This is a genomic window from Pararobbsia alpina (genome assembly GCF_902859895.1).
Lineage (GTDB): Bacteria > Pseudomonadota > Gammaproteobacteria > Burkholderiales > Burkholderiaceae > Pararobbsia > Pararobbsia alpina.
In genome coordinates, this window is the sequence record NZ_CADIKM010000008.1 from 19,196 (window position 1) to 34,227 (window position 15,032).

General features: G+C 62.3%; 18 protein-coding genes, 1 tRNA gene and 1 riboswitch. Of the genes, 7 read left to right on the forward strand and 12 right to left on the reverse strand.

Translation table 11 applies throughout. The features are described from left to right. Positions 1 to 68 precede the first annotated feature (68 nt). The 8 genes from HV670_RS10985 to ybgC all read right to left on the reverse strand — a co-directional run bounded on the left by HV670_RS10985 (position 69) and on the right by ybgC (position 6,257). Positions 69 to 144 (reverse strand) — tRNA-Lys (locus HV670_RS10985). Positions 145 to 302: 158 nt separating this feature from the next. Further along, positions 303 to 1,052, reverse strand: a complete 750-nt coding sequence (ybgF, locus tag HV670_RS10990) for a tol-pal system protein YbgF (RefSeq protein WP_175104818.1) — start codon at positions 1,050 to 1,052, stop codon at positions 303 to 305. A 15-nt stretch (positions 1,053 to 1,067) separates the two neighbouring features. Continuing rightward, a complete protein-coding gene (pal, locus tag HV670_RS10995) occupies positions 1,068 to 1,577 on the reverse strand; it encodes a peptidoglycan-associated lipoprotein Pal (protein ID WP_175104819.1) in 510 nt (169 codons plus the stop codon). A gap of 136 nt (positions 1,578 to 1,713) precedes the next feature. Then, positions 1,714 to 3,027: a Tol-Pal system beta propeller repeat protein TolB gene (gene tolB, locus HV670_RS11000; RefSeq protein ID WP_175104820.1), complete on the reverse strand. Its 1,314-nt coding sequence runs from the start codon at positions 3,025 to 3,027 to the stop codon at positions 1,714 to 1,716. Positions 3,028 to 3,303: 276 nt separating this feature from the next. After that, entirely contained in the window at positions 3,304 to 4,338 is a 1,035-nt protein-coding gene (tolA, locus tag HV670_RS11005) for a cell envelope integrity protein TolA (RefSeq protein ID WP_175104821.1), read from the reverse strand. Then, positions 4,335 to 4,778, reverse strand: a complete 444-nt coding sequence (gene tolR / locus HV670_RS11010) for a protein TolR (protein ID WP_246257217.1) — start codon at positions 4,776 to 4,778, stop codon at positions 4,335 to 4,337. The genes tolA and tolR overlap by 4 nt, the downstream gene beginning before the upstream one ends. A 9-nt stretch (positions 4,779 to 4,787) precedes the next feature. Beyond that, the gene (tolQ, locus tag HV670_RS11015; RefSeq protein WP_175104822.1) at positions 4,788 to 5,465 is read right to left on the reverse strand and encodes a protein TolQ; all 678 of its coding nucleotides are present in this window, start codon (positions 5,463 to 5,465) and stop codon (positions 4,788 to 4,790) included. Between the two features lie 282 nt (positions 5,466 to 5,747). Next, a complete protein-coding gene (ybgC, locus tag HV670_RS11020; protein ID WP_175104823.1) occupies positions 5,748 to 6,257 on the reverse strand; it encodes a tol-pal system-associated acyl-CoA thioesterase in 510 nt (169 codons plus the stop codon). A 140-nt stretch (positions 6,258 to 6,397) separates the two neighbouring features. Beyond that, positions 6,398 to 6,498, forward strand: a riboswitch (ZMP/ZTP riboswitch). Positions 6,499 to 6,639: 141 nt separating this feature from the next. On the opposite strand from ybgC, the gene glyA reads away from it, so the two are divergent. The 6 genes from glyA to HV670_RS11050 all read left to right on the forward strand — a co-directional run bounded on the left by glyA (position 6,640) and on the right by HV670_RS11050 (position 11,449). Beyond that, the gene (gene glyA, locus HV670_RS11025) at positions 6,640 to 7,887 is read left to right on the forward strand and encodes a serine hydroxymethyltransferase (protein WP_175104824.1); all 1,248 of its coding nucleotides are present in this window, start codon (positions 6,640 to 6,642) and stop codon (positions 7,885 to 7,887) included. Between the two features lie 8 nt (positions 7,888 to 7,895). Further along, entirely contained in the window at positions 7,896 to 8,375 is a 480-nt protein-coding gene (gene nrdR, locus HV670_RS11030) for a transcriptional regulator NrdR (protein WP_175104825.1), read from the forward strand. A gap of 182 nt (positions 8,376 to 8,557) precedes the next feature. Beyond that, entirely contained in the window at positions 8,558 to 9,148 is a 591-nt protein-coding gene (locus tag HV670_RS11035) for a pilus assembly FimT family protein (RefSeq protein ID WP_175104826.1), read from the forward strand. After that, positions 9,145 to 9,588 carry a type IV pilus modification PilV family protein gene (locus HV670_RS11040; RefSeq protein ID WP_175104827.1) on the forward strand — a complete coding sequence of 148 codons (444 nt, stop codon included), beginning with the start codon at positions 9,145 to 9,147 and terminating at the stop codon, positions 9,586 to 9,588. Before HV670_RS11035 ends, HV670_RS11040 begins: the two co-directional genes overlap by 4 nt. Next, positions 9,585 to 10,334, forward strand: a complete 750-nt coding sequence (locus tag HV670_RS11045) for a hypothetical protein (RefSeq protein ID WP_175104828.1) — start codon at positions 9,585 to 9,587, stop codon at positions 10,332 to 10,334. The genes HV670_RS11040 and HV670_RS11045 overlap by 4 nt, the downstream gene beginning before the upstream one ends. Continuing rightward, positions 10,325 to 11,449, forward strand: a complete 1,125-nt coding sequence (locus HV670_RS11050; RefSeq protein WP_175104829.1) for a hypothetical protein — start codon at positions 10,325 to 10,327, stop codon at positions 11,447 to 11,449. Before HV670_RS11045 ends, HV670_RS11050 begins: the two co-directional genes overlap by 10 nt. A gap of 9 nt (positions 11,450 to 11,458) precedes the next feature. Here the strand turns inward: HV670_RS11050 and HV670_RS11055 are convergent, their stop codons facing one another. From HV670_RS11055 to HV670_RS11065, 3 genes are all read right to left on the reverse strand, one after another. Next, positions 11,459 to 11,872, reverse strand: a complete 414-nt coding sequence (locus HV670_RS11055; protein ID WP_175104830.1) for a DUF3318 domain-containing protein — start codon at positions 11,870 to 11,872, stop codon at positions 11,459 to 11,461. Between the two features lie 21 nt (positions 11,873 to 11,893). Further along, positions 11,894 to 12,277: a phage holin family protein gene (locus tag HV670_RS11060; protein WP_175104831.1), complete on the reverse strand. Its 384-nt coding sequence runs from the start codon at positions 12,275 to 12,277 to the stop codon at positions 11,894 to 11,896. Between the two features lie 182 nt (positions 12,278 to 12,459). Then, the gene (locus HV670_RS11065; protein ID WP_175104832.1) at positions 12,460 to 12,762 is read right to left on the reverse strand and encodes an ElaB/YgaM/YqjD family protein; all 303 of its coding nucleotides are present in this window, start codon (positions 12,760 to 12,762) and stop codon (positions 12,460 to 12,462) included. A gap of 275 nt (positions 12,763 to 13,037) precedes the next feature. On the opposite strand from HV670_RS11065, the gene HV670_RS11070 reads away from it, so the two are divergent. After that, entirely contained in the window at positions 13,038 to 13,676 is a 639-nt protein-coding gene (locus HV670_RS11070; RefSeq protein WP_175104833.1) for a peroxiredoxin, read from the forward strand. A gap of 162 nt (positions 13,677 to 13,838) precedes the next feature. Here HV670_RS11070 and HV670_RS11075 read toward each other — a convergent pair whose 3' ends face one another. Continuing rightward, on the reverse strand, positions 13,839 to 15,032 hold the full coding sequence (locus HV670_RS11075) for an acyl-CoA dehydrogenase (RefSeq protein ID WP_175104834.1): 1,194 nt from the start codon (positions 15,030 to 15,032) through the stop codon (positions 13,839 to 13,841).

Genomic DNA, 15,032 nt, shown 5'->3' on the forward strand with positions numbered 1-15,032 from the left:
GTGACAGAGGGCAACGGCGCCACCAGAAACGAAAAAGGGCTTAGCCGAAGCTAAGCCCTTGAATCCTTTGGTAGGCCGTGCGGGACTCGAACCTGCGACCAACGGATTAAAAGTCCGCTGCTCTACCAACTGAGCTAACGACCCAAAAGAGTCGAGTATTATAAAAACTGCTTGGGGTTACGTCAACCCAGGATCGCAGCCCTCACAAAACTCGCCACATCCCGAAAACGAGGACCACACGGTGGCCCTCATCCACGGTCGCACAAATCGCTAACCTTCACACGCGAAGAACACCGCAAGGTTCAACGAACCTGACTCAGCTTGCCCTGGGCAGTCTGAGCCGCTTCAGTGTTCGCATACTGCGCGATGATCTGCTGCAACGTCTTGCGTGCCGCGGCTTTCTGGCCCTGTTCAATCTGGTTCTGGGCAATCGCGAGCAACGCCTCCGGAGCCCGGGGATGGGTCGGATAGTTGTTCACGACGCCTTGCAGCACCGTAGTCGAGGCCTTGTAGTCGCGTTGCGCATACAGGCAGTTACCGAGCCAGTACTGTGCGGTCGGTTGATACGGACTCTGCGGAAACTTCTGCACAAAGTCACGGAACGACGACGTCGCGTTCTTGAAGTCACCATTCTTGAACTGCTGAAGCGCGGCGTTGAACGCGTCCGATTCGCCCGGCTGCACCGTCCCTTGCAAGCCATCCACCGTCGCCTGCTGCGGTTCGAGTTTCTGCAAGCGCGAGTTCAGATCGGTGTAGTAATCCTTCTGCGCCTTCTGCAGCGTGGCGACCTGGTTGGCGAGGTCCTCGTTCTGCCCGCGCAGCGTGGCAACCTGTTGCTGCAACGTTGCCAACTGATTGGACTGGTCGAGGATCGTGCGCTGCGCCGCCGAGATCTGACCGGTTTGCTGATCAGTCTTGGCGCGCAGGTCGAGAATCGCCTGGCGGGCTTCGTTATCGTCGAATACACCTGCATGGACCGGCACTGCCGCCAGGGTCAGGCCAGCCGCGCAGGCGGCTGCGGATGCCCGCAGCCAGCTCATACGAAACAGCATTGGGCATCCTTCCGTTTATTGGTAAACCAGATCGGCGCGGCGGTTCTGCGCCCATGCGGCTTCATCATGACCGTCGGCCTGCGGCTTTTCCTTGCCGAGGCTCACAGCTTCCATTTGCGAATCGGGAACGCCGAGCAGCGACAGTGCCTTGCGAACCGCTTCAGCACGCTTCTGACCCAGCGCCAGATTGTATTCGCTCGTGCCACGTTCGTCGGTATTGCCCTGGATCAGCACGTGACGCTGCGGATGCGACTTCAGGTACTGGGCATGTTGACCCAGCAGTTGCTGATAGTCGTCCTTGACCGAATAGCTGTCGAAATCGAAATAGATGCTGCGCTTGGCGAGCGGGCTGTTCGGATCGTTGAGCGGATCGACGTTCACTTGCTGAACGTCGCTCGGGCTCGGTTGGGTGCTGACCGCGCCGGTCTTGGCATTGGCGTTTTCGTCGAGCTTGACGCCCTGGTGGCAAGCCGCGAGCAGGCCGACGAGGGCCGTGACGAGGATCAGACGAAGTTTGGAAATCATTTTGGAACTCTCCTTGTGTTATTGCGTAAAGCCGTACGACATATACGACATTGCGTGCGGGGCTACATTCCTGCTGCCCCCGTGCTGCGAAAAAAGCTTTCAGGCCGCTGTCGGCGCGGGTGCGCCGACATCGGGCCTACTGCATAAACGGTCCCCACGACGGATGGCTGACATCGCCACCACGAACCGACAAAATTTGATGTGTCGTACCGTCCACCGAAACGGCGGCAAGCACCGCGCGGCCGCCCGATTGCGTCGCATAAAGAATGTACTGGCCATTCGCGGCAAAGCTCGGAGATTCGTCGTGCGTCGTATCCGTCAGTGCAGTCGCATCTCCGCTCGAGAGGTCCTGGACGTAAAGTTTGAAGCCGCCCCCGACGCGCGAGATATAGGCGAGATACTTGCCGTCCTGACTGATTTGCGGGCTTGTATTGTAAGAGCCATGGAAGGTTACGCGCTGAGCCCCCCCGGCCGACTCGCCCTGTGCAGACATCTTGTAGATCTGCGGCTGGCCGCCCCGGTCGCTCGTGAAATAGATCGACTGGCCGTCCGGCGAGAAGTCGGGCTCGGTATCGATGCCGCCCGTCTGCGTGAGGCGGCGCAGACCCGAACCGTCGGAGTTGACGACGTAGATCTGCGTGTTGCCGGTCAAGGTCAGGGCGACGGCCAGGTGGCGGCCGTCCGGCGACCATGCCGGCGCGCTGTTGTTGCCCTTCTGGTCGGAGATCATCACGCGCTTGCCGGTCGGCAGGTCATGCACGTAGACGATCGGCTTTTTCTTCTCGAATGAGACGTAGGCGACCTTGGTGCCGTCCGGTGACCACGACGGCGAAATGATCGGCTCGGGGCTCGACAGCGCGATGTGCTCGTTCTGGCCGTCCGAGTCGGAAATCTTCAGTTGGTAGCGATTGCCCACGCGCTGGACGTACGACAGGCGCGTCGCGAACGCGCCGCGCACGCCTAGCAGCTTCTGATAGATATAGTCGGAGATCTTGTGCGCGGTCATCCGCAGATTGTTCTGCGAACTGGTCAAAGCAAGGCCACCAAGGCTTTCCTGCTTGACCGTGTCGTAGAGGCGGAAGCGCACGTCGTAGTCGCCATTGGCGAGTTTCGTGACGCTGCCACCGACAAACGCTTGGGCGCCCTTGGCTTTCCAGCCGGCGAGATCGACCGAATCGGTCTCGCTGACCGGATTCGAGCCCGCATCAATGCTGGAGAAGCGCCCGCTGTTCTGAAGGTCGGCGCGCACGATGGCGCTAATTTGCTGAGGTGCCGTGCCTTCATTCGTGAAAGGCGCGATCGCAATCGGATACAGATTGGAGCCGACACCGGTGATGTCGACTGTCAGGTCCGCCTGGGCGGACCCCGATGCGGCTGCAAAAGCCGCAAAACTTGTCAGGAGGATGGCCCGTAAGCCCAGAAATTTAATCACTCGTTTGAATACACTCATGCTCTTTTCGTAAAAGGCGAGAAAAAAAGGGGGCGCGCCTGACGCTTCAGAGCTAGACAGAACTACCGGCTTAACGTTCCACCGATGATATCTGACAAGCCTGGCGCGCCATTCCGACTGATCCGGCGAACCACCCGGTCGACCTGACATTCAGCGGCCCGTTGTATAAGAAAGAACCATGCCAGTTTTGCTCCGATGCCCCCTTTGTTGCTGACGCTTGTCGCGACGGGCCACCCTCTCGCGGAGGGCAGTCGTCGTGACGTGCGATTCTTCTCATCAACCCGCCATTCCGATATCCTTCGGCCGGAAGCGGATCTGGAAGCTGCGCGGCGCCTTGCCATCGACATCGCGCGGCATCGGGTCGGAAGCCTGCACGGCGCGCAGCACAGCATCGTCCCACGCTTGATTGCCGCTCGACGAGCTGAGCCGTGCTGACAAGATCGTGCCGTCCGGCGCGCACGAAACCGACACCACCGCCGCCGGATTGCCATCAACCGCGCCCGAGAAGGTGATGTTCGGCTTCACGCGCTGGCGAACCTTGTCTGCATAGCCCGGCGAGCCGTTGCCACCGCCGCCCGTCGCGCTGCCCGTCGTACCCGCGCCCGTACCGGTCGTCTCGCCCGAGCCCGCCGCCCCTTGCAGTGCGGCCAGCCGTGCGTGACGAGCCTGATCGGCCGCGGCCTTCGCCTTGGCGTCGGCTTCCTGCTTGGCCTTGGCGGCTTTCTGCTGATCCGTTTTCGCCTGATCGGCCTTTTGCTGGTCAGCTCTCTGCTGCGCGGCAAGCTGTTGCTGTTGCTGCTGCTCGAGCTGCTGCTTGCGCTTGTCGGCTTCGAGCTGTGCCTGCTTCAACGCTGCGGCTTGCGCGGCCTTGTCGGCCGCGTCGCGTGCCGCCTTTTGTTTGGCGAGCGCGGCTTGCTGGTCGGCGAGTTCCTTCTGGCGTGCAACCTCCTGCTGCTGCAGTTTCAGTTGGGCCTGTCTCTGTTGTTCGGCGAGGAGCGCGGCTTCCTTCTGCTGCTGTTCGATCTGCTTGCGTTTGGCCTGCTGCAGGGCGATGTCGGCATCCTCCGGCGGCGGTGGCGGCGGCGCGGGTTGCACCGGCGCTGGCGCGACCGGCACGGGCGGGGTCGGGGCAAGGACGCTCGTGTCGGTCCACAACTCGGCTTCCGAACCGGTCGGCGAGCTGTTCTTCCAATGGATGCCGAAGAACAGGAAAGCCGCGAGCAGCGCATGCATCACGACGGCCAGAGCAAGCGCACGCCACGTGCCGCGCTCGCGCGGTGGCCGGGCCGGGTAGGTAGCGCGCTTCATCATTTCGCCTTGACGAGCAGGCCCACGCGCTTGACCCCAAGCGACTTGAGATCAGACATCACGTTCATCACGGTGTCGTACTGGACTGTCTTGTCGGCCGCGATGACCACCGGTTGGTCGGGGTTGCTCTGGGTGCGCAGGCCGACGAAGTTCTTGAGATCGGCCTCCGTCATCTGCTGTTCGTGCGAACCGTTATCGTCCTTGTAGCGCACCGAGACCACGCCGCCTGCCTTGATGTTGACGACCAGCGGCGGCGTTTGCTGCTCCTGCGCGCTGCCGCCGACGCTCGGCAGGTTGATCACCGACGGCGCGACCAGCGGTGCCGTGACCATGAAGATCACGAGCAGCACGAGCATCACGTCGATATAGGGCACCACGTTGATGTCGGACATCGCGCGGCGGCGACGACTGCTGCGCATGCCCGAATGAGTACCTCCAGCCATCGAACGCTCCTAGTGAGATTGGCGTTGCAGAATGTTCGTGAACTCTTCGACGAAGGTCTCGAAGCGGCTCGCCAGACGGTCGATATCGTGTGAATACCGGTTGTAGGCGACCACGGCCGGGATCGCGGCGAACAGGCCGATCGCGGTGGCGGTTAGGGCTTCCGCGATGCCCGGTGCGACGCTCGCGAGCGTGGCCTGCTGGACATTGGAGAGGCCCGTAAACGCATTCATGATCCCCCAGACCGTGCCGAACAGGCCGATGTACGGGCTGACCGAACCGACCGAAGCGAGGAAGGCCAGATTGCTTTCGAGCACGTCGAGCTCGCGCTGGAACGCGGCGCGCATCGCCCGGCGTGCGCCGTCGAGGACCAGGCCGGGATCGCTCAGGCGTTTTTCCTTGGCCTTCAGGAACTCGCGCATGCCGGACTCGAAGATGCGTTCGAGCGCCCCGATCGAGTGACGGCTGTTCGCGGCGCTCTGATACAGGGTCTGCAGGTCGCCGCCCGACCAGAAGTCGCGTTCGAAACGCTCGGTCTGCGAGGTTGCGCGCCGGATTGCAAACCACTTACGGAAAATATACGTCCATGAAAGGAGCGACAGCAGCAGCAGGAGCGCCATGACCGCCTGTGCAAGCAGGCTGGCGTTCAGCACGAGGGAAATGATCGACAGGTCTTGTGCGTTGTTCATAAAGGTTTGCAGGGTTTCGCCCGCATGAGCCGGGAGCCGGCCGAGCGTCAAGTGAATGTCGATACCACGGCCCGCAGTACATGTCGGGCCGGGTGGCAGCTATCTATCTAACAGGGTTTCGGTCGTCAGGGTCAAAAAAACCGAAATTGGCACGAGTCACGCGGAGCCGGAATCCAGGCGGTGGTGGGTCCTTGCGAAAAAGGACAAGTCTTAGTATCGCTGCTGCGCAATGAGTTCATCGTCCTGACTTCATGGGTCATCTTTGATCGTCATCATCCATTGCTAATCCTGACGAGCCGCGACCAACGGGCCGCGACTCGGCTCCCCGTCCGGGGGATCGTCATCCGGCGGACCCATACTCGGCCCCACATTCAACGCCGCAAACGTATCAGATGGAATCGCGGCGGGCTTCATTGTCGTGCGATCGACACAGCCTACCCGGATCGTCCCGCCCGCGAGCAGCTTTCCTTCACACCATGCCTGCTGCTCGAAATCGACCGAGGCGCGACCGATGCGGCCCACGCGGGTCGTAATCTCGAGCCAGTCGTCGAGCCGTGCCGGGGCGTGATAGTCGAGCGCGGTTCCCCGCACGACGAACATCGTGCCGCTCGCCTCGGTGAGCGCACGCTGGCTCACGCCGCACGCGCGCAGCCATTCCGTGCGTGCTCGCTCAAAGTATTTGAGGTAGTTCGCATAGAAGACGATGCCGCCCATGTCGGTGTCTTCGAAATAAACGCGGATCCTCCAGACGAAAGCGTCCGGCCGCGCGGCGGATTGGGCAATCGAGTTCATCCGTGCATTTTACCGAAAACATCGACCGGTTCGTGCCGGATGGCCATCCGGCCATGTTCCAAACGGTTGGCGGCCCCTGCGCAAGGGGGCTGCGGGCGCCCGAGATTGCCTATTGACGCGTCATCCAATACACTACCGCCGAAACCCTGTGTGACTGGCGATAGCGACTTTTTTCAAGTCCGAGGTGGGCCACCACCGTGAAGCGCAGGGGTGTTTTCAGCCGTTCGCCTGGGCAGCCATGACTCGATGCGTGTGCGAAACTTTGCATTCCGCGCCGGTTCGCTCGGTTGTCCGCAGGCTATCCCGCCTTCGTACTGCCTTTCCGAGCCGTTCGCGACACCCACGCGAGCCAGGCCGAACCCCCATTGTCAACGGAATTGCCATGTTTGATAACGCCAAGCACACGATCGCCAACGTCGACCCCGAACTGTGGGCCGTGATCCAGCAGGAAGATCAGCGTCAGGAAGACCACATCGAACTGATTGCTTCGGAAAACTATACGAGCCCGGCCGTGATGGCCGCGCAGGGTTCGCAACTCACCAACAAATACGCCGAGGGCTACCCGGGCAAGCGCTATTACGGCGGCTGCGAGTATGTCGACGTCGTCGAACAACTGGCGATCGACCGGGTCAAGGCACTGTTCGGCGCGGAAGCCGCGAATGTCCAGCCGAACTCGGGTTCGCAGGCGAACCAGGGTGTGTTCTTCGCCATGCTCAAGCCAGGCGACACGATCATGGGGATGAGCCTCGCGCACGGTGGCCACCTGACACACGGCTCGCCGGTCAACATGTCGGGCAAGTGGTTCAATGTCGTCAGCTATGGCCTCGACGAGAACGAGGACATCGACTACGCGGCGGCGGAGAAGCTCGCGCAGGAAACCAAGCCGAAGCTGATCATCGCGGGCGCGTCGGCATTCTCGCTCAAGATCGATTTCGAGCGGATGTCGAATATTGCGAAATCGGTCGGTGCGTATTTCATGGTCGACATGGCGCACTACGCCGGGCTGATCGCCGCGGGCGTCTATCCGAACCCGGTGCCGTTCGCGGACTTCGTCACGACGACGACTCACAAGAGCTTGCGTGGCCCGCGCGGCGGCGTGATCCTGATGAAGGCCGAGCACGAGAAGGCGATCAATTCGGCGATCTTCCCGGGCATCCAGGGCGGCCCGCTGATGCATGTGATCGCGGGCAAGGCCGTGGCCTTCAAGGAAGCGCTCGCGCCTGAGTTCAAGATCTACCAGCAGCAGGTCGCCGACAATGCGCGCGTGCTGGCCGAGACGCTCGTCAAGCGCGGCTTGCGCATCGTGTCGGGCAGGACCGAAAGCCATGTGATGCTGGTCGACCTCCGTTCGAAGAAGATCACCGGCAAGGCGGCCGAGGCCGCATTGGGCGCAGCGCACATTACGGTCAACAAGAACGCGATTCCGAATGATCCGGAAAAGCCGTTCGTCACGAGCGGCATTCGTGTCGGCTCGCCGGCGATGACCACCCGTGGGTTTGGCGTGGCCGAGGCGGAGCAGGTCGGCAACCTGATTGCCGATGTGCTCGACAATCCGGAAGATGCGGCGACGATTGAACGGGTGAAAGTTCGGGTTGCCGAGCTCACGCGCCGTTTCCCCGTCTACGGCTGATCCGCGCAATGCGCTGCCCGTTCTGCCGGCACGAAGACACTCAGGTGGTGGATTCGCGCGTGTCGGAGGACGGCGCGGCGATCCGCCGGCGTCGCCGTTGCCCCGAGTGCGACAAGCGCTTCACGACCTATGAACGGGTCGAGCTGGGTTTGCCGGCTGTCGTCAAGAAGGACGGCAGCCGTGTCGAATTCGATCGGAACAAGCTCGCGGCGAGTCTCCAGCTTGCGCTGCGCAAGCGGCCCGTCAGTGCGGAATCGGTGGCCGACGCCGTCGCGCGGATCGAATACCAGCTTCTCGGCACGGGCGAGCGCGAGATCCGCAGCGAGCAGTTGGGTGAGCTCGTGATGAATGAATTGCGGCGGCTCGACAAGATCGCTTACGTGCGCTTTGCATCGGTCTATCGGCGTTTCGAGGATGTCTCCGAATTCCAGGACCTGCTTCAGGAAATCCGCAATCCGGGACCTCAGAAGCCTGGACGCAAGCGTTAGCGTGTTGTTTACCCCTGCGTGTAGGGGACCGACGGCAGATCGATAAACCGGCTTTTCAAGCCGGTTTTTTTTCGTCCTCGCACTCTTGTGCCCTGTGCGATGTTGGCCATCCGGCCGAATGTCGGGGCGCCGCGAACCTCCGTAAAGTGACCTCGACTGAACAGAACTAACGGAGCGCTCTGATGAGCCGGATGGAAAAGTTGGGAGTGAATCCTCGCAAGCCGGGAGCCGCAGGCTTCGGGCTTCTCGAGTCGATGGTGGTACTGGCGATTCTCGCGGCCGGCACCGCGTGCGCGGCCCCGGCGCTCGCAAGCTGGCGCGCGCGCGATCGAGTTGAGGCGACCTCGCGCGGTTGGCTTGGCCTTTTGCAGCACGGCCGTGACCAAGCCGTGCGCACCGGCTTGCAGGTCACCCTGTGCCAGGGGTGGTTACACAGCGGCAAGGACGGGCAGGACGGGGAGTGCGTCGCCGTGGGGCCCCAATGTGATGGGGGGCGGACGACCGGGGCGGGAGATTGGTCTTGTGTGCAGATCGTGAGTACTGACTCGGAGGGCCGTGCGGTCTCGGCGCTGACGCAGTCTTCCTTCGATGCGAACGTCATGGTGATCGGCGATACGAAGCCGGTTCGTTTCATGCCACCGACGGGGCGTATCGCGGGCGGCCCCCGTCATTTTGAAGTCGGACTGCGGGGAACGGCAGGCCAACGTCGCTGCGTCCTCATCGCCGCGAGTGGCCGCGTGCGAATGGTGCAAGGCGGGTGCGGGCGTGCGTGAGGCGATCCTCGAAAGGCTGTTCGGGGTCGTCGCTGCTCGAGGTTCTGATTGCGTTGTCGCTCTCCGCGGTGATCGCGCTCGGCGCATTGTCGGCGCAGACGCAGGCCTTGAGACTGATGCGGACCGCGCTCGAATACCGGCACGCCGCCTGGCTCGCCGATGCCGCGGCCGAAGCATTGCGCAGTGGCATGCCGCGCGAGGTCGTTCGACGCGAATGGGACCGACGTGTCCGGCTTGCACTGCCCAATGGGCGTTTCGACATCGAAAGGTATGCGGAGGAAGTCGATGTGCTCGAGGTGACCTGGCTGGTCGACCGCTCGCCGAAAGTCACCTCATGTCGTGGGGGGCTTGCATGCATCCGGATTGCGGTCGCACGCCAGGCGGAGGTGCGCCGCCCAATCGGCCGGCACCGCTCAGCGCAAGCAGAGGGCATACGATGATCGAACTCATGGTGGCCACCGCGACCGCATCCCTGATCGTGACGGCGATGTTGACGTTCTACGCACGTCAACGCGTGATGTTCAAGAGCGCGGCCGAGACGCTGGGGGCGTTTTCGAATGCAAGCGATGCCTTGTCGCTGGTGGCGGAGGCCGCTCGGCGTGCGGCTCCGTCGCTCGCGCCCCCAAGTCGGCTTCGAGATCGGCCATATCAGGCAGTTTTTGCATGCGATGGGGCGCAGGTGACCGGCCCATGGGATCAACCGACTTGCGGGCCGGCGCGGGCACGATTGGGCGATGGGGTGCAATTCGCACACTCGGCAGGTTCGACTTGCCGCTTGTCCGATGCCGGTTCCGACACCGATGTCGGTATCGACGGCATGGACATCGAATTCGATGCGAGCCGATGGTTCGTGCGTGAATTTCCCGCGACGCGCTTGCCAGAGTTGTACTGCCTGGGACGCGGTGATCGAGCCTCACAGCCGATGGTGTCGGGGATAGATACACTTCGAATCCGGCACGGCATCCGGTCGGACGGGGTGTCGCGCAGCGCATCGGCCACTACGTCGCCTGAGGGGCCGATGCTCGAAGGGCTCGACCTCTGTGTAACGGCCCGCGGCCGTGCCGATGAGCGGGCCATGTCGTACGTGGACTGCGAGGGGCAGCGTATTGCGCTGGCCGATCGGACCGCCCGTACCGTGCTCGGCGGATGGGTCGCGATTCGTTCAGGCAGTGCGCCATGGCGTTGATGCTCGTACTGAACCTTGTCTTCATGGTCGCCGCATTGGCGGGTGCCATGCTGCAATTCGGCTCGCTTGCAGCAGGTGGCGCGCGGGCGGCGGTGGAGCATGTTCGAGCGTTTCATGCGGCCGATGCGGTCATGGCGCTGTGCGAACGACGCGTACTCGCGGCGCGCTCACGGGGACACGAAATTCCGGAAGGTCCATTGTCCGTGTTTGGCCGCGGTGCCCGGTGGCCCGGCTCGATCAAGGTTCCAGAGTGCGCGATCGAACGGATCGCCGGCAGCCGGACGCGCACGAGCGGCCGCTATCGGATCACGGTGAGAGGATTCGGTTCGACCGGGGACGCACAGTCCTGGGCTCAGTTGGACCTGGAGTTCACGCCCGGCATGTTGCATCGCAATTGGCGGCCGCTCGTCAGAAGGCCCTCGCCGGGTTCCTGGCGAGGCGCTGGCCGAACCCTCCGTACTCGTCATTTCGCGCGGTCGGGTCGGCCCGTGTCGCGCAGGACGCGTGCGGCCTCCGGCCTATCCCTGATCGAGGCGATGATTGCTTTGGCCGTCGCGGCGGCCATCGCCGGCTACGCGGTGCCAACCTACCGCCAACTTTTTGCGCGCGCTCACCGGCTCAATGCGGCGCTGGCGGTCCGGCAGGCCGCTCAATACATCGAAGGCCGCCGGTTGTTCGATCATGCGGGCGGCACCGCGCACGGCGCCGGGCCACGTACGCAGGGATCATACGACGATCAATGGCTTCGTTTGCCCGCGCATCTGGCGCGCGCACCGGCGGACGGAGCGATGGTCTATCGCCTTAGTGTGGAGGCGGGCAAGGCGCCAGGTTCGCCGCTTGCCGGCGTACAGGCCAGGGTGATTTTTGGCAGGCAGTCGCCCCTTCCCCTGGAGCTCAAAGCCACTACCGCGAGAGATATCGTGAGGGAGGTGACGCCCGGAGCATCGATACAAAGAACCGCAAGCTCCAGCACGACTGCCTACTGGATCGTCGCAGTGCCTGTCGAATCCGGTCCGATGGCCGGCGACGCATGCGGCAGCTTCATCCTCGACGCATCAGGCAGGCGTTCAAACACCGGCACGGCAAGCGCTGATCAATGCTGGTCAGGTGCCTAGCTCAAGGTGTCACGGCGAACCATCGCCACCCGTGGCCGCCTTCCACAGCTTGACGGCCTGCCATGCCGCGAATGCGACCGCACCGAATTTCAACATGGGCTTGAGCCGCTTCAGCGACTTCATTTTGGGCCCATGAGTGAGGGCGAGCGAAGCCAACGAACTGACGAGCGGGTAGTCCTTCAGCATATGGCTGAACCCCGCCAGGCCGCCACGTGCGCCGAACCGGGGCACGAGCATCTTGAGCCAACCAAAGTGCGCGAAGCGGCTGCGTAACTCGGCACTCGCCTCGGCGATCTCCCTGCGTTCGAGTTCGCTTCGCAGCAGAAGGATCTCCTTGCGGATTGCCCGCGATTCGCGGTCGGTGCCGCCGCGACGGCGGCTGCTCAGGGCCAGCGCTTCGCGCGGGTCGTTCGGCCGGTTCATGGTGTTGTCCTTGTCGTTGTTCTATGGCCGAAACATCTCACGGTCTTTCTCGAGCTCGCCCAGCGTTGCCTGGAACATGGGCGGCGATGACCGGAACCGATGCCGTGCAAGCAATGCACATAAGACTGCAAGCAGCAGGTAGACAAGACTCAGCACGGTAAGCGACTGCCACCGGTAAGTGTCCCAGAACATCGCGGCAATGAGGAAGGTAAACGCGATCAAAGCCATCATGCCGAACAGCATGGCAGCGAGGCCGATGAACATCGCAGTCAGCAGGCGATCCTTTTCCTCGGACAGCTCGATGCCGAGCAGTTCGAGACGGGTATGCGCAATCCCCAGTACGGCGCCGACGATACGGCGCAGCGGACTTTGTGCCGCTTCGGATGCATGCGAATCGTTTGTCATTGAAGGCGAGCGGCCGGCATGCACCGCAGTAGGTTAGCCTTGGAGGCAAGTTTTGGCACGGCCACCCTGAAGCGGCGCAAGCCGCAGCGGATAAGCGGCAGTCAGCCGGCACACCGCACGCGCCGTCATCGTCTCGACGCGCTTATCCGCGTATGCGTACTGGCCTGCCGCCGCCTCGCATCTTAACGGCGATTGATCAGCAAGCCGACGAGCACGCCCACGCCCGCCGCGATGCCGATGGCCTGCCACGGATGTTCATGCACGTAGTCGTCGGTCGCGCGTACCGCCTTCTTGCCTTTCTCGACTACCACGACCTGCACGTCCGCAGCCTTTTCCTTGGCCTGCTTGAGGCGCGAGACCGCTTTCTCGCGTAGTTCGGTTGCACGCTCGCCGGTGGTGCTGGCAGCTTGCTTCAGCAGTTCCTCGGCGTCCGACAGCACGGTTTTGATATCCGTCATCAGTTTCTCCTTATTGATTTCCGACATACGCACTCCACTCGATGGCGTCCACGCCATTAATGCTAGCCAAAGATGGACCTGATAGCGAGCATCCCGCGTACCTGACTCCAGGATAGCCATCGATCCTTCGCACCGCACAAAAGTTTGGCGCATCGGGCTAAAAATTACAAAAACTTATGTGCAAAGAAGTGAAAGTTGGTTCGTCACGAGGGAGCGCCTGACGTATTCTTCTACACTTCCCAGTGCTGCAAGCAGTCGGCGTGGCCTGGGTTTTCCTCACCCTCAATAGCGGAGAAATCACCATGAGTTTGCGCCTCGGGGACATCGCACCCGACTTCGAGCAGGATTCCAGCACGGGTCGCATCAAGTTCCACGAATGGCTGGGCGACAGCTGGGGCGTGCTCTTCTCGCATCCGGCCGACTTCACGCCGGTGTGCACGACCGAACTGGGCCTGACTGCAAAGCTGGCGAATGAGTTTGCCAAGCGTAACGTCAAGACCATCGCCTTGTCGGTCGACACGAAGGAAAACCATTCTGACTGGATCAAGGACATCAACGAGACGCAGGCCGCCAACGTCGGCTTTCCGATCCTCGCCGATGGCGATCGCAAGGTCTCCGAGCTCTATGACATGATTCATCCGAACGCGAGCGAAACCGTCACGGTGCGTTCGCTATTCGTGATCGACCCCAAGAAAAAGGTGCGCCTGTTCATTACCTATCCCGCGAGCACCGGCCGCAACTTCGACGAAGTGCTGCGCGTGATCGACTCGCTCCAGCTGACCGACAATTATTCCGTCGCGACGCCGGGCAACTGGAAAGATGGGGACGACGTCGTGATCGTCCCATCGCTCAAGGATGAAGAAGTCCTCAAGCAGAAGTTTCCGAAGGGCTATAAGGCAGTGCGTCCGTATTTGCGTATGACGCCGCAGCCGAACAAGTAAGCCTCTCGCCACGCGATATAAAAGGCCTGCCGGACATCAGTCCGGCAGGCCTTTTTCATGCTGCAACGAACATTCTGTGGTGTCGGCGCAAGTGCATCGCCGGTAGCAGGCATCCCGATGCCGATCCTTCTCGCTGCGGCGGGGAAAGTCAGGGGCACGCGATCAGAAGAACGCCTGGATTCCGGTCTGAGCGCGCCCGAGGATCAGGGCATGGATATCGTGAGTGCCCTCGTAAGTGTTGACGACTTCAAGGTTGACCAAATGCCGCGCAATGCCGAACTCGTCCGAGATGCCGTTGCCGCCGAGCATATCGCGCGCGAGCCGCGCGATATCGAGTGCCTTGCCGCACGAGTTGCGTTTCATCATCGACGTCAGATCGACCGCCGCGGTGCCTTCGTCTTTCATGCGGCCGAGCCGGAGCACACCTTGCAGTCCCAGGGTGATCTCGGTCTGCATGTCCGCGAGCTTCTTTTGGATCAACTGGTTGGCCGCAAGAGGCCGGCCGAATTGCTTGCGGTCGATCACATACTGACGCGCCGTATGCCAGCATGATTCGGCCGCGCCGAGCGCACCCCAGGCGATGCCGTAGCGTGCCGAGTTCAGACAGGTGAACGGCCCCTTGAGGCCGCGTACCTCCGGGAAGATCGCGGTGTCGGGCACGAACGCATCGCTCAACACAATCTCGCCGGTCACGGACGCGCGCAAGCCGATCTTGCCGTGAATCGTCGGCGTACTCAGGCCCTGCGTTCCCTTTTCGAGCACGAAGCCGCGGATCTCGTCCTCGCCGGCCTCGTTGGGCAGTTTGGCCCACACCACGAACACATCCGCGATCGGCGAATTGGTGATCCACATCTTGCTGCCATTGAGCACAAAACCGCCATCGACTTTCTTCGCACGCGTCTTCATGCCGCCCGGATCGGAGCCGTGATCGGGTTCGGTCAGGCCGAAGCAGCCGATCCACTCGCCAGTGGCGAGCTTCGGCAGATACCGGCGTTTCTGTTCTTCCGTGCCGAACGCGTGAATCGGCACCATCACCAGCGACGACTGGACCGACATCATCGACCGGTAGCCCGAGTCGACCCGTTCGACTTCGCGTGCGATCAGACCGTAGCTCACGTAGTTGAGACCCGCCCCCCCGTATTCGGGGGGAATCGTCGCGCCGAGCAGGCCGAGTTGGCCCATCTCGCGAAAGATCGACGGATCCGTCCGCTCGTGGCGAAACGCCTCGAGCACGCGCGGCGACAGTTTGTCCTGCGCGTACGCGTGCGCGGCATCGCGCACCATCCGTTCATCATCGTTCAACTGCTGTTCGAGCAGCAGCGGGTCGTCCCACTGGAAACGGGCGGAGGTCGTCAT

Excerpts from the sequence above, each read along its gene's own strand:
- ybgF (WP_175104818.1), bottom strand. The coding sequence starts at position 1,052 with ATGCTGTTTCGTATGAGCTGGCTGCGGGCATCCGCAGCCGCCTGCGCG.
- pal (WP_175104819.1), bottom strand. The coding sequence starts at position 1,577 with ATGATTTCCAAACTTCGTCTGATCCTCGTCACGGCCCTCGTCGGCCTG.
- tolB (WP_175104820.1), bottom strand. The coding sequence starts at position 3,027 with ATGAGTGTATTCAAACGAGTGATTAAATTTCTGGGCTTACGGGCCATC.
- tolA (WP_175104821.1), bottom strand. The coding sequence starts at position 4,338 with ATGATGAAGCGCGCTACCTACCCGGCCCGGCCACCGCGCGAGCGCGGC.
- tolR (WP_246257217.1), bottom strand. The coding sequence starts at position 4,778 with ATGGCTGGAGGTACTCATTCGGGCATGCGCAGCAGTCGTCGCCGCCGC.
- tolQ (WP_175104822.1), bottom strand. The coding sequence starts at position 5,465 with ATGAACAACGCACAAGACCTGTCGATCATTTCCCTCGTGCTGAACGCC.
- ybgC (WP_175104823.1), bottom strand. The coding sequence starts at position 6,257 with ATGAACTCGATTGCCCAATCCGCCGCGCGGCCGGACGCTTTCGTCTGG.
- glyA (WP_175104824.1), top strand. The coding sequence starts at position 6,640 with ATGTTTGATAACGCCAAGCACACGATCGCCAACGTCGACCCCGAACTG.
- nrdR (WP_175104825.1), top strand. The coding sequence starts at position 7,896 with ATGCGCTGCCCGTTCTGCCGGCACGAAGACACTCAGGTGGTGGATTCG.
- HV670_RS11035 (WP_175104826.1), top strand. The coding sequence starts at position 8,558 with ATGAGCCGGATGGAAAAGTTGGGAGTGAATCCTCGCAAGCCGGGAGCC.
- HV670_RS11045 (WP_175104828.1), top strand. The coding sequence starts at position 9,585 with ATGATCGAACTCATGGTGGCCACCGCGACCGCATCCCTGATCGTGACG.
- HV670_RS11050 (WP_175104829.1), top strand. The coding sequence starts at position 10,325 with ATGGCGTTGATGCTCGTACTGAACCTTGTCTTCATGGTCGCCGCATTG.
- HV670_RS11055 (WP_175104830.1), bottom strand. The coding sequence starts at position 11,872 with ATGAACCGGCCGAACGACCCGCGCGAAGCGCTGGCCCTGAGCAGCCGC.
- HV670_RS11060 (WP_175104831.1), bottom strand. The coding sequence starts at position 12,277 with ATGACAAACGATTCGCATGCATCCGAAGCGGCACAAAGTCCGCTGCGC.
- HV670_RS11065 (WP_175104832.1), bottom strand. The coding sequence starts at position 12,762 with ATGTCGGAAATCAATAAGGAGAAACTGATGACGGATATCAAAACCGTG.
- HV670_RS11070 (WP_175104833.1), top strand. The coding sequence starts at position 13,038 with ATGAGTTTGCGCCTCGGGGACATCGCACCCGACTTCGAGCAGGATTCC.
- HV670_RS11075 (WP_175104834.1), bottom strand. The coding sequence starts at position 15,032 with ATGACGACCTCCGCCCGTTTCCAGTGGGACGACCCGCTGCTGCTCGAA.